The 12,425-nt window shown below is 60.9% G+C and carries 10 protein-coding genes; 6 read left to right on the top strand and 4 right to left on the bottom strand.

The window, feature by feature from the left end; translation table 11 throughout:
• Window positions 1-14: 14 nt before the first annotated feature.
• Complete coding sequence (locus tag LIX93_RS26420) at window positions 15-1,112, bottom strand: LLM class flavin-dependent oxidoreductase (RefSeq protein ID WP_226506999.1); 1,098 nt, start codon at window positions 1,110-1,112, stop codon at window positions 15-17.
• A 219-nt stretch (window positions 1,113-1,331) separates the two neighbouring features.
• Here LIX93_RS26420 and LIX93_RS26415 point away from each other — a divergent pair, with 219 nt between their 5' ends.
• The gene (locus LIX93_RS26415) at window positions 1,332-1,979 is read left to right on the top strand and encodes a TetR/AcrR family transcriptional regulator (RefSeq protein ID WP_226506998.1); all 648 of its coding nucleotides are present in this window, start codon (window positions 1,332-1,334) and stop codon (window positions 1,977-1,979) included.
• Between the two features lie 120 nt (window positions 1,980-2,099).
• Here the strand turns inward: LIX93_RS26415 and LIX93_RS26410 are convergent, their stop codons facing one another.
• Both LIX93_RS26410 and LIX93_RS26405 read right to left on the bottom strand, forming a co-directional pair.
• Window positions 2,100-3,047 (bottom strand): LysR substrate-binding domain-containing protein, encoded by a 948-nt coding sequence (locus LIX93_RS26410; RefSeq protein WP_226506997.1) that lies wholly within the window; start codon window positions 3,045-3,047, stop codon window positions 2,100-2,102.
• Entirely contained in the window at window positions 3,044-3,934 is an 891-nt protein-coding gene (locus LIX93_RS26405) for a LysR family transcriptional regulator (RefSeq protein WP_226506996.1), read from the bottom strand. Before LIX93_RS26405 ends, LIX93_RS26410 begins: the two co-directional genes overlap by 4 nt.
• A gap of 94 nt (window positions 3,935-4,028) precedes the next feature.
• Between LIX93_RS26405 and LIX93_RS26400 the strand changes: the two genes are divergently transcribed.
• The 5 genes from LIX93_RS26400 to LIX93_RS26380 all read left to right on the top strand — a co-directional run bounded on the left by LIX93_RS26400 (window position 4,029) and on the right by LIX93_RS26380 (window position 11,698).
• Window positions 4,029-6,251 carry a LamG domain-containing protein gene (locus LIX93_RS26400; RefSeq protein ID WP_226506995.1) on the top strand — a complete coding sequence of 741 codons (2,223 nt, stop codon included), beginning with the start codon at window positions 4,029-4,031 and terminating at the stop codon, window positions 6,249-6,251.
• Window positions 6,241-7,641: an aminotransferase class III-fold pyridoxal phosphate-dependent enzyme gene (locus LIX93_RS26395; RefSeq protein WP_226506994.1), complete on the top strand. Its 1,401-nt coding sequence runs from the start codon at window positions 6,241-6,243 to the stop codon at window positions 7,639-7,641. The genes LIX93_RS26400 and LIX93_RS26395 overlap by 11 nt, the downstream gene beginning before the upstream one ends.
• A 124-nt stretch (window positions 7,642-7,765) precedes the next feature.
• Window positions 7,766-9,073: an MFS transporter gene (locus tag LIX93_RS26390; RefSeq protein ID WP_226506993.1), complete on the top strand. Its 1,308-nt coding sequence runs from the start codon at window positions 7,766-7,768 to the stop codon at window positions 9,071-9,073.
• 167 nt (window positions 9,074-9,240) lie between these two features.
• Window positions 9,241-10,476: an OprD family porin gene (locus LIX93_RS26385; RefSeq protein ID WP_226506992.1), complete on the top strand. Its 1,236-nt coding sequence runs from the start codon at window positions 9,241-9,243 to the stop codon at window positions 10,474-10,476.
• 64 nt (window positions 10,477-10,540) lie between these two features.
• The gene (locus LIX93_RS26380) at window positions 10,541-11,698 is read left to right on the top strand and encodes a benzoate/H(+) symporter BenE family transporter (RefSeq protein ID WP_226506991.1); all 1,158 of its coding nucleotides are present in this window, start codon (window positions 10,541-10,543) and stop codon (window positions 11,696-11,698) included.
• Window positions 11,699-11,883: 185 nt separating this feature from the next.
• On the opposite strand, the gene LIX93_RS26375 is transcribed toward LIX93_RS26380, so the two are convergent.
• Window positions 11,884-12,357, bottom strand: coding sequence for an Lrp/AsnC family transcriptional regulator (locus LIX93_RS26375; RefSeq protein WP_226506990.1), 474 nt, complete (start codon window positions 12,355-12,357; stop codon window positions 11,884-11,886).
• Window positions 12,358-12,425: the final 68 nt, after the last annotated feature.

Here is a 12,425-nt window from a genome sequence, read left to right as displayed (position 1 = left end):
GACCATCTCCTGGCTCAGCGCAGCTGAGGCATGACTTCGCGGGCGATCAGCTCCATCGACTGGTTTCCCAGGCGTACCCGTTCAGCATTCAAGGGACCGTTGGTGAAACCCATCAAAACGTTGCCGATGCCCAATTCGCGGTGCTGTTGCAGCTCGGCAGTGACAGTCTCGGGGCTGCCATGCAGGCACCAGGTCTTGATCCAGCCTTCGCTGAAGCAGTCCGGATGCGGATGCAGCTCCACACCGCTGATTTTTTCGGCGCGCTTGTTGAAGCTGTACTCGCGTTCGATCGAGGTCTTGTAGGCGGTCAGGATCTGATGCAGTTCATCCTCTGCCTGCTCGTCGCTCGGGGCGACGTGCACACACTGGTAGGTGTGGGTCGTCCAGGACAGCGCGTGCTGCACGACTTCATCGCTATGACCACTAGCCAGTAGCGCATCGCGATAGCGGGTGAAGTAACGGCTCAGGTGCTCGAAGGGTTCTGTAGTCGCAGGGATCGGCGGGGTGAACGCCGGGATGAATGCGGGCCATCCATTCTCGGCGGCTCGCTGCATGCTGGTTTCGCGCAGGGCCACCGGCATGATGCGGTTGAACGGTTTGTTCTGATAAGCGCCTGGCACGATGCGCTGGACGACAGCACCTTTGTAATGGCCGGTCTCAAAGGTAATGGGCTCGTCTTCGATTTTCTTCGCCCACAGCTGGCTGACGATATCGAGGTTTTCCTGGAGCATGGCCGAGGCTTGCTTGTAGTTGACGCCGAAGCCAATCATTTCTTCGGGCGTGGTGCCGCTGCCGATGCCGACGAGCAGTCGCCCCTCGGTCAGTTGATCAAGCAGATTGATGCGTTCAGCGAAGCGCACCGGATGGTGCAGGGGTACGGTCGTGACCGACATGCCGAAATGGATACGCTTGAGCGTGGCGGCCAGGTAAGCGGCGAAGATGAAAGGGTCACTGCACATGGGCGCGTAACCAGTGAAATGATGGTCGGGCATGAACACGGCGTCGAAGCCCAGCTGCTCGGCCTTGCGTGCATGGTCGGCAAGGGCGTCCATGACGAATTTGTCTTCATGGGGCCCGCTCGAGCGGCCAACGAGGAATGCGGAAAAGCGCATGGCGCATACTCCTTGTTGTTTTATTGGCTAGGAGGTGCAGAGGCTAGCTGCTATTATTAGAACTAGAATTACAGTTCGTGTTTTGAACTATAGAGATCGCGAGCAAGCTCGTCAACGGGGCAAACGTGATATTTTTCAGTACGCAAGCGCGGGCCTGATAGGCCGTGCTCGCTGCTAGACTACTGCCGCCCACAAAGAATAAAAGGCCCGTTTTTGCCAATGACCGATACCTCTCTCTCCATGGCGCCAAAGCAGGATCGCAGCCGCGCTGCGTTGGAGCGCTTGATGACCGCTACGCGCGAAATCCTTCATGACGGCACTTTCGAAGACCTGACCATCGCCGGTATCAGCAAAAGATCGGGCGTCTCTACAGGCTCGATCTATGCGCGCTTCAAGGGCAAGGATGAGTTGTTTCGAGCGGTCATGGCGTTGGTGCTCGATGAGCTGGACGAAGAGTGGTCGCAACTCATCGAGCAATTAGGCGCGCGGGATCTGACACTGCAGCCGTTGGTACCGGCGGCGATCAATCTGCTGGGCGACCACTTGCATCGGCACGCGCCCATGCTCAGGCCATTCATGGCCCACGCAAACGACGAACAAGTTGCCCGGCGCGGCAAGGCATCTTTCAAGCTCACTTCCGAGTCCTTCATTGCCCTGCTGCTGCAGGCCCGCGCTGAAATTCGCCATCCGGCGCCAGAGCACGCCGTGGCGAGCTGCTTCGCTATCACTTATGCAGCTTTTGCGCGGTTTTTCGGGTTGGGGTCAGCGGCAGATGCCGCTGGGGAGGGTGATTGGGCGTCGTTGAAAGAGGATCTGGGCGACATGTGTCTGGGCTTTCTGAGTCACACGCCGTATCGACCGGCCTGAAGAGGCAAAGGCGTCGGTACCTCGTCGCGACAATGTCGGATCAATCACGCCGCGCCAGCACCCGCTTCGAAAAGCCGCACTTTTCGAAGACCTATTTCTACGGCGCTTCGCAAAGCCGTATCAGATTCCTGTTTGAACCAAGTCAGTGCCTCGCCCAAGGATATCCGTTCTGACAGCGGTCACCAGGGTGTCCCAAAACCAGTTCAAGCCTGGGTCGCGTTCACTGCGACGCAGGCGAATGGCGTGCACGCTGAACACCTGTTGGGCCTGGGGCAGGGAGAACGCGCGGTAGTCGCCGAACAGGCTTAGCGGTTGTACCAGGCTGCGCGGTAGCCAGGCGGCCAGGGTGCCGCCAGAAAGCAGCATGGGTACCGCCAGATAGTGACCTACCCGTTGGCGGATGCGCCCGGTCAGCCCGAGCTCGGCCATCAAGGTTTCGACGTCGCTGAAATCACCCACCATCAAAAAGTCCAGTTCCGGCAGATCTGCGAGCGTCACCTCACGGTTGCTGAACGGGTGCGAGCAGCCCATCACGAGCAGATGGTCCTGGGTCAGCAAGTGCGCACGTTGGTACTCGCTGCCCAGTTGCGGGAATACACCGACTGCGACGTGCACGCTTTGGTGTTCCATCGCGCCGGGCAGCGCCTCGGCGCTCAGGCGTACGCATTTGAGTCGAATGCCTGGCGCGTGCTCGCGCAAATGGCGGTGCAGGCCCGGCAGAAACGCTAGCTCGGCGCTGTCGCTCAGGTGCAACACGAACTGCCGCTCGGCGGTGGCGGGGTTGAACAGCTGGGTGCGCTGCAGGGTTTCGCGCAACTCGGTGAGCGCACGGTGGATGGTAGGCGCGATGACCTGGGTGAGCTCGGTCGGCGCTACGCCACCGGGGGCGCGCACGAACAGTTGGTCCTGGAGCAACAGCCGCAGGCGCGTCAGGCGTTGGCTCACCAATGGCTGTGATACACCCAGGCGCAAGGCCGAGCGTGCGACGTTGCGCTCCAGCCAGACTGCCTCCAGGGTACGCAGGAGCTCTAGGTCGAGGGTATCGAGGATTTCCGTGCGCTCGGTCATGGCAAGCTCTCGGGATAGCAGATGGCGGGCACCATGCGTTCCCACATCCAGGCCAGGCCCGGGTCCAATGGCGCCAGGCGGTGGCAGTACACCGCCAAGGGAATGCGTCGGGGTGGCTGACAAGGTTCATGCATGACGAAGGGCCCCAGGGGGCGCATCAAGCAGGCGATGCCATAGGGCACCCATACGCTCAAACCGCTGCCGGGCAGAATCGCCGGCACCGCCAGATAGCTCGAGGTACGCAGGCGGATACGGTTCTCCAGGCCAAAGTCGGCGATCAGCTGGGCGACATCCGGATAGTCGCCCACGACCAGGTATTCGAGGTCCGCCAGGGCGGTCTGATCGACACGGGCAACCGCGCCCAGGCTGGCATCACTGATCACTACATAACGCTCGTCGAACAGACGCCGCTGCAGGATCGATTCGTTACCGCGATAACGACCCACGGCGAAATCGACGTCACCGTTGGCCAACACCTGGGAAATGTCAGCCCCACCGCGTGATACCGAGTGCAGGCTGACGCCCGGCGCCAGGCGCTGCAGCATCTGGCGCAACGGCGTGGCGAACAGCAATTCGGCGCTGTCGCTCATCTGCACGCGAAAGGCGCGCCGTGAAGTCAGCGGGTCAAAATCCAGCCGCTGCACCAAGGCGTCTTCCAGCGCATCCAGGCCGCGGTCCAGTTGTGGCGCCAGGCGGCGCATCAGGGGTGTCGGCAGCACGCCGCCCGGCGCTCGTACGAACAGCGGGTCGTTGAGTGCCTGACGCAAGGTTGCCAAGGCATTGCTGACCCGTGGCTGGGACAGGCCGAGGCGCACTGCGGCGCGGCTGACGTTGCGCTCCAGGTACACGGCATGGAGGACGCGTATCAAGTTCAGGTCGATATTCATCTGGCGAATATACGATAAAGCTGTGGCTGTATCGCGCCCTTTTACTCAGGTCCATAGACTCGGGCACATGTTCTAGCCTTCTGTGGAAATTCTGATGTCAGACCCTATTACCCTGATCGGATACAGCGACCGCCTCAGCGCCAGCGTCGGCGAATCGCTGCAATTCAAAGTGTCCAGTCGCGCCGCGCAAGCTTTCGATGCCCGCTTGGTGCGGGTCATTCACGCGGACGCCAACCCGGCGGGCCCGGGTCTGAAATTTGAAGCACTGAGCACTGTGTTCAGCGCGAGCTACCCCTCGCGTTTCCAGCCGCTGCAAACCGGCTCCTATGCCATCTCCCGCCAGGCGCCGGCAGTCTGCTCGACGTCTGGCCTGACTTTCGGCGTACGGTTTCAGCCTACCGCCTTGCCACGCGGTAGCCAGTGCCTGGTGTCCCAGCACGGTGATGATGGCTTCAGCGTGCGGGTCGATGCCGAAGGCGTGCTATTCACCCTCTACCAGGGGGCCGCGCAGCAGCAGTTGCGCTTTGAAGCCGCGCTGATGCCGGTCTGGTATGACCTCGCCTTGAGCTACGACGCACACAGTGGTCGCGTGCTGCTGGCCATCGAACAATTCGATTCAGGCAGCCCTGCACCCCTGAGCCTGCGTGCTCAGCAACACGTACTTACCCCGTACGTACTGTCGAGCACCGCCGATCTGCTGCTGGGTGCCGAACAGTTCGAAGGTTCGACTCGTTTCGCATTCAACGGTCGCCTCGAGCAACCTTGCTTGTTCAGCGCATCGCTGGCACTGAGCGACGTGATCGGCCAACTGCCGACCCAGCATTCGGCGCTGTACTCAGCTTGGGATTTCACCCTGGGCATCGACACGCTGATCGCTACCGACATCGGGCCACATGGCCGCCATGCCCATCTGCACAACCTTCCATCGCGTGCGGTGACCGGTAGTCGCTGGGATGCCAGCGAGATGTGCTGGCGCCACGCGCCTGAGCATTATGCCGCGATCCACTTTCACGACGACGACCTTTACGACGCTGCCTGGCAAACCGATTTCAGCTTCACCGTGCCTGCGGGCTTGGCGAGTGGCTCCTACGCCATGCGTATAAGTGTCGGCGAGCATGTCGACTACCTGCCGTTCTATGTGCGGCCGGCCTTGGGCAAACCCACCGCCAAGGTGCTGTTCGTCGCCCCGACCTACACCTATCAGGCCTACGCCAATTTCGCCCGTGGCAACTATGATGCGGCGCTCAAGGCCAAGGTGGCCGAGTGGGGTGCCTATCCGCACAATCCCGACGAGCACCGCGAATACGGGCTTTCGACCTACAACCTGCACAGTGATGGCAGTGGCGTGTATTTTTCGTCGCGGCTGCGGCCGATGCTGACCATGCGCCCAGGCTTCATGACCTTCAACGATGCCAAGGGCTCAGGGTGCCGGCACTACATCGCTGACTCGCACCTGCTCGACTGGCTCGAACAACAGGGTATCGCCTTCGATATCGTCACCGACGAAGACCTGCAAAGCCAAGGCGCCGCCTTGATGGCGCCGTACGCCTGCGTGCTCACGGGTACCCATCCGGAATACCACACCGAGCAGACTCTCGATGCCTTCGCGGGCTATCAGCGCGGCGGCGGCAATCTCTGCTACCTGGGTGGCAACGGCTTTTACTGGCGCATCGGCCGTAGCGACAGCATCCCCGGGGTGCTGGAAATGCGCCGCAGCGAAAACGGTACCCGCGCCTGGGCGGCGCCGTCCGGTGAGTATTTTCATGCGCTGGACGGCCAATACAGCGGCCTGTGGCGCAACAGCGGGCGTACCCCCAACCAATTGGTGGGCATAGGTTTCGTCGCTCAGGGGCCTTACGAAAGCAGTCACTTCAGGGTCCTGGACGAGGCGCGTGAGCAGCCAGGCGGCTGGATTCTGGAAGGCATCGAGGGTCCCGTTCTTGGTGATTACGGCCTGTGCGCCGGCGGTGCGGCGGGCTTCGAGCTGGATGCGGCCGAGGCGGTGGACGGTAGCCCGGCGCGTTACACCGTGCTGGCGCGTTCGGAGGGCCACGGCCCGGGATTCGGCGTGTCTCTGGATTGTCTGCTGTCGCACCTGATGACGCTGGGCCGAGGCAAACCGGAAGGGATGATTCGCGCCGAAATGATCCATTACCACACTGGCCACGGCGGCCAGGTGTTCGCGGTGGGCTCCATCACTTTCTGTGGGGCCCTGTCGCACAACCACTATCGCAATGACGTCAGCACCTTGCTGCGCAATGTCGTGCTCGGCTTCAGCCAGCCCCACTCTCAAGAGGTCTCCCATCATGCAGCCTGATTCCGCCACCCCACGCTTGGTCGGTGACACCCCCAAAGGCGGGTCCATCCTCGGTTTCTATATGCCCAAGGGCGCGCCACGGCCACCGCGTATCGACCACGCGCTGGGCATCTATCTGTACGACGAGTTCGGCAATCGCTACCTGGATGCGACCTCTGGCTCCATGGTCAGCAACCTTGGCCACTCCAATCCACGGGTGCTCAAGGCAATGGCCGCACAGGCAGCCAAAGTGACCTTCGCCTATCCACGGTTTTTCGAAAGCCCGCATACCGTGCAGTTGGCCGACAAGGTCTGCGCCCTGGCCGGTGAAGGCTTCGACCGCGCGTTTTTCGTGTCGGGCGGCTCGGAGGCCAACGAGGCGGCCATGAAACTCGCACGCCAATACGCCGTGGTCACCGGCCAGGGCTCGCGCTGGAAGGTGCTGTCCCTGGACCCGAGCTACCATGGCGCGACGCTAGGCACCGTGGCGATCACCGGGGATGATTTCACCCACTCGATCTATGAGCCGATGCTGACCAAGATGCCCAAGGTGCCAGCGCCCCTGACGTATCGCCTGCCGGCCGGCGTGGATGCCGAGACCTATGCTCTGCAGTGTGCGCAGGCACTGGAGCAGACCATTCTCGACGAAGGACCGGAGTCGGTGCTGGCGTTCATCCTCGAGCCGATCGGCGGCCTGGCCAGTGGCGCCATCGTGGCGCCTTACAGCTACCACCGAGCGGTACGCGATATCTGCACCCGCCATGGCGTGTTGCTGATCCACGACGAAATTCTCAGCGGCGGGCGCACCGGACATTTCCTGGCGTCGCAGCGCTTCCCGGACGTGCGCCCCGATCTGGTGACCCTGGCCAAGGGCCTGGCGGCAGGCTATACGCCATTCGGCGCCTTGCTGGCACCCGACCATATCGTCGATGCAGTGGCCAGCAGCGGCGGTTTCGTCCACGGCCATACCTATTTCTCCAACCCGCTGTCGTGCGCCATCGCTGAAGCGGTGCTCGATGAAATCATCGAGCGCGAATTGCTGCACAAGTCGGTCAGCCTGGGGGATCATTTGCGCACCCGTCTGCTGGAGGTTCAGCAACGGTCACGGCTGGTGGGCGACGTGCGAGGCACCGGTTTGCTGATGGCCATCGAACTGGTCGCCGACAAGGCCAGCAAGCGCCAGTTGCCTGTGGAGCTGAACGCCCCGGCACGCCTCACCGAGCACGCGCTCAAGTACGGCATCGCGCTGTACAACCGGCGTGCCAACCGCGGCGCCTATGGCGATATCCAGATGATCACGCCACCGCTGATCATCAATCACGCGCAGATCGATGAGCTCTGTGAAGGGCTAGGCAAGGCTCTGCTGGACCTCGAACAGGAGATGATCAAGCGCGGCCTGCTGGGCGACTGAGCACTTTGTCGGGACCGCCCCCGGGCCAAGGCCTGGGGGCGGATAATCGAGCCGAGCATCAAGACTTGGCCGAGCGGATGGACCCTTATCACTGCCATCACCATACATTTTTCAGGGCACGGGCATGCGCAACGGCGACCACGGCAGCTTCATCCACAACCGGCAACAGCGACGCGCGGTGATATCAGCCACCATCGGTAATGCGCTGGAATGGTTCGACATCATCGTTTTCGGCTTTTTTGCCATTACGATTTCCAAATTGTTCTTCCCGACGGGCGACGACCTGTCCTCTTTGCTGCTCACCGCTGCGACCTTTGGTGTGTCCTTCGTGGCGCGCCCGGTGGGCGCCATCGTGCTGGGGCTGTACGCCGACCGCGCAGGGCGTAAAGCGGCATTGAGCCTGAGCATGTTGTTGATGACCCTGGGGACCCTGACCATCGGCCTGATGCCCACCTACGCCAGCATCGGCTTCTGGGCGCCCTTGCTGGTGGTCACGGCACGCTTGATCCAAGGGTTTTCCGCAGGCGGCGAGTTCGGCAGTTCGACTACCTTTCTGCTGGAGCACACACACGAAAGCCAGCGCGGTTTCTTCGCCAGCTGGCAGGTCGCGAGTCAAGGCCTGACCGCGTTGCTGGCGGCGATCTTCGGCATGCTGATCGCCTGGCTGCCGGTCGAGGATCAGCTGTCCTGGGGCTGGCGTATTCCGTTTCTGTTCGGCGCGCTGATCGGTCCGGTGGGCCTCTATATTCGCAATCACGTCGAAGAATCCCCGGAATACAGCGCCCAGGCAGCGAGCCCTGACAGCCCGGCTAAAGTGTCGTTCTGGCGTGGCTTGATAGGCCTGCTGCCGGCCACTGGGTTGATCGTGCTGTGCACCATCGGCTCCTACATGTTGTTGCTGTACATGCCGACCTACGCCATTCGCCAGCTGCATTTGCCGGCACAGTTGTCGTTCTATTCGGTGATGGTCGCCGGCTTGGTGCAACTGTGCCTGGCGCCATACTTCGGTGGTCTGTCGGATCGTATCGGTGCAACGCGGGTAATGATGCCGGCGGCGATCTTCATCTTGCTGGCAATCTACCCGGCATTTGCCTTCCTCGTTGCCGCCCCCAGTGTCGAGCGCATGATCCTCGTGCAGCTTGTCATGGGTGTTGCGCTCACGGCGTACTTCGCGCCAGTACCGGCTCTGCTGGGGCGGCTGTTCAGCACCCGCAGCCGTGCTGCGGGCCTCTCGATCAGCTACAGCCTGGCGGTGACGGTCTTCGGTGGCTTTGCACCCTTTATCGCCACCTGGTTGATCGGCGTAACCGGCGACAGCCTGTCCCCAGCCTGGTACATCAGTTTCGGAGCGGTCCTGAGCATCGCTGCGCTCATCAGCTGCCGCACAGTGGCATCTCGATCCTCAGCCATCTTGCAACTGCATAACGCATGAGTGCGAACGGCAGTGGGCGCCCAGCCCACTGCTGCCAAAGCACACTGTGAATAACAATAACAAATCGATTATCACGCCAACGCTGCCGATACTTTTTTGTGGGGTTTTCCATGCGTTTCATTTCTCCAGGGCCATGCGTCATCGGCCTCGCGTGCTCGGCTGTCTGGATGCCAACCGCTTTTGCCGATTTCATTGGTGACAGCCAAGGCAAGTTGACGTTGCTCAACTACTACCTCAACAGCGATCTGCGCGATGAGGTCAGCAGTGCTCCCAATCAGAAATCCAAGGCCGAAGAGTGGGCCCAGGGCTTCATGCTCGACCTGACTTCCGGTTATACCGAAGGTGTGGTCGGCTTCGGCCTCGACCTACGAGGCATGCTCGGCGTGCGCCTGGACTCTAGCCCCGATCGCAGCGGCAGCGGGCTGCTGCCACAAGAAAGCAGCGCCGTCGCCGGCGGCCCCAGCTACGCCAAGAGGGCGCAGTCCGAATACGGCAAGCTGGGGGTCACCGGCAAGATGCGTTTCGCCCAAAGCGAAGTGCATATCGGCTCGATGTCGCCGATCAACCCGTTGTTCGTTTCCAACGGCACGCGGCTGTTCCCGCAGACCTTCCTCGGTACCGAATTACAGTCAAAGGACATCGATAATCTTGTGATTACCGCGGGTCAGTTGAACGAGGTCAAACAACGCGACTCTACCGATTTCCAGAAGATCACCACCACCACGCTCAATGGCCGATTCGCGGCGACCCAGGCCAGCGATCACTTTCGCTATGCGGGCGCCGACTATCGGTTTGCGCCAAACCTGACGGGCAGCCTGTACTACGGCGAACTCTCTGACGCCTACCGTCAAGAGTACGCGGCACTCAAGTACACCCACCCCGTGGGCCCGGGCACCGCCAGTGCCGAGGTGCGCCTGTTCAACGCCAGCGACGCGGGTGCAGCCTACGCTGGCAATGTCGATAACCAGGCGGTCAGCAGCAATTTTGGCTACCGGATCGGCGCGCATTCGTTCAGCGCCGGCTACCAGCGGCTGTACGGCGATACGGCGATGCCGTTCCTCAATGGCAGCGCGACCTATCTGTTCACCGACATCCTGATCAACAACTTCAGCGAGGCCAACGAGCGTGCGTGGTATGCCCGCTACGATATCGACTTCGCCGAATTCGGCTTGCCGGGCCTGACGCTGTCCAACCGTTATGTGAGTGCTAGCGACGCCACGGTGGGTGGTGTCAGCGGGTATGCGGAATGGGAGCGCAACACCGATATCGGCTATGCCTTTCAGAAGGGCAGCCGCCTGGAGAACTTCTCGGTGAAGTTGCGTAACGGCTCCTATCGGTCGCAGTTCACCCGTGGCGTGGATCAGACGCGCTTGATGCTGAGCTACACCCTGCCGTTGTTCTGATTGTTGGCGATGGTACTGCGCTCGCCCTCGTGCCGCATGGCAAGAGGGCGTCTTCATTTTCAAAGTGGATATTTGCCTCATGCTCAAGACGCTGGTTCCGGCCGTTACCGCTGGAACATTGGCAGCACTGTTGTCGTTTTTCAGCACACTGCCACTGGTCATTGCAGCCTTGACCGTGGTGGGTGGCGCGCCATCCAGCCTGGCCTCGGCCGTTACCGCATCCTGTGGTGGCATTGCGCTGATCGGTGCTTATATGACCTGGCGCTGGCGCATGCCGATTTTCATTTCGTGGTCAGTACCAGGCGCAGCGCTTCTGGCGGGCGTACACGAACTAACCCATTTCGACGCAGCGTTGGGTGGTTTTTTGGCGAGTGCGCTGTTGATTGTGGGCATCGCCAGTAGCTCGAGATTCGTTCATTGGGTCGAGCGTCTACCGACGAGCCTCTGCGCGGCGCTTCTGGCAGGGCTGTTGTTTCCGTTCACGTTGGGAATGGTGCAGGCTATCGATCAGTCGCTGTTGTTCGGCGGCGTGGGGCTGGCCGCCTACCTGGCGGGCCGCCGCATAGCCCCGAGCTATGCGATGGTTTTTGTTTTCCTTGCCTTGGCCCTGGCATTGCTGGTGTTCAACCGCCAGACAACTGTGATTACGCAAGATTTGGCCGCTGTACTGGTTTGGCAAAAGCCGGAATTTTCCATCGGGCTGTTGATCGGCCTGGGGATGCCATTGTGCGTGGTCTCGTTGGTTGCACAGAGCCTGCCTGGCCTCGCCCTGCTGCGCCAACAGGGATACCAGCCGAACGTTCGCAAGGTGCTGTGGTGCACCGGAGCAATCTCGGTGCTGCTGGCGCCTTTAGGAGTATTCGGGTTGAATCTGGCACCTATCTCGGCGGCCATGTGCAGCGGTAGTGAAGGTGAAGGCGCCAGTGCTCACAGGCGGGCCGCGAGCTTTGCCTATGCGGCGACCTATGCCCTGTTAGCGCTGTGCGGCGCTCCCTTGATGGCGATGTTCAATATGCTGCCTCGGCCCGCGCTGTTGGCAATGACAGGATGTGCCTTGCTGGTTCCCCTGGGCAAATCGTTGGAGCGCATGCTGTTGGATGAGCGTTGCAAGGAGGCGGCAGTAATGACATTTTTGACCAGTGCCTCGGGCCTTACCCTGCTCGGGGTAGGGTCAAGCTTCTGGGCGTTGTTGGTAGGGCTGATTGCCTTCTGCGTCATTTGATCGGCAAGGTACCGGTGGGGTGCCCTTTTAACACCGGCCGCAGCTCACCTGAGAGGGTTTTCAGCGTATGTTTCCTATCTGGACTGCCAAACCTGGCCCCCATTGATGCAGAAGCAAAATCCTCCGCTTCCAGTCGATAACTGCCGATTTCACAGGACGCTTCATGAAGGGACATAACGCTTTATTCAGAGCGCAAGGCCCAGCGAAACCTTGACGCGATCCATCGTCACGAATGTCCTGAAGCGTCGGACGTTGCCGCCTTCAAAAAACAGTTCGCGGGTCAGTTTCTCGTACTCTTTCATGTCCCTCACCGCCATGATCAATATGAAGTCGATATCGCCAGTCACGTAGTAGCACTGTTGAACCTGAGGGCAGCGCAAAAACCTTTCGCGTATCTCATCCAACTGTTCAACGGCCTCATTTTCAACCGAGACGTTGACGATGATGGTGGTGCCGACCCCGGTCAGTTCGGGGGAGAGGACGCTAATGTCCGAAGCGATCACGCCGGCCTTTCTCAGCCGCTGAAGTCTCTTGGCAACGGCGGGGAGCGATAGACTGACTCGCTCTGCCAGCTCACGTATCGGCAGCTGATTGTTGCGCTGCATCAGATCCAGCAGTTTCAGGTCGAAAGCGTCGAGGGTGGCGTGGGGGGGATTCATAAACTTCTCAGTGATGTCGCGATAATTTTTATCTTGGGAGGGCCGTTTTTAGAGACCATTTATAAGCA

Source organism: Pseudomonas sp. MWU16-30317 (genome assembly GCF_020515695.1).
Lineage (GTDB): Bacteria > Pseudomonadota > Gammaproteobacteria > Pseudomonadales > Pseudomonadaceae > Aquipseudomonas.
This window is presented reverse-complemented; position numbering and strand designations above follow the sequence as displayed.

Coding starts and splice junctions, on each gene's coding strand:
- LIX93_RS26410 (WP_226506997.1), bottom strand. CDS start 3,047: ATGACCGAGCGCACGGAAATCCTCGATACCCTCGACCTAGAGCTCCTG.
- LIX93_RS26400 (WP_226506995.1), top strand. CDS start 4,029: ATGTCAGACCCTATTACCCTGATCGGATACAGCGACCGCCTCAGCGCC.
- LIX93_RS26375 (WP_226506990.1), bottom strand. CDS start 12,357: ATGAATCCCCCCCACGCCACCCTCGACGCTTTCGACCTGAAACTGCTG.
- LIX93_RS26395 (WP_226506994.1), top strand. CDS start 6,241: ATGCAGCCTGATTCCGCCACCCCACGCTTGGTCGGTGACACCCCCAAA.
- LIX93_RS26405 (WP_226506996.1), bottom strand. CDS start 3,934: ATGAATATCGACCTGAACTTGATACGCGTCCTCCATGCCGTGTACCTG.
- LIX93_RS26385 (WP_226506992.1), top strand. CDS start 9,241: ATGCCAACCGCTTTTGCCGATTTCATTGGTGACAGCCAAGGCAAGTTG.
- LIX93_RS26420 (WP_226506999.1), bottom strand. CDS start 1,112: ATGCGCTTTTCCGCATTCCTCGTTGGCCGCTCGAGCGGGCCCCATGAA.
- LIX93_RS26415 (WP_226506998.1), top strand. CDS start 1,332: ATGACCGATACCTCTCTCTCCATGGCGCCAAAGCAGGATCGCAGCCGC.
- LIX93_RS26390 (WP_226506993.1), top strand. CDS start 7,766: ATGCGCAACGGCGACCACGGCAGCTTCATCCACAACCGGCAACAGCGA.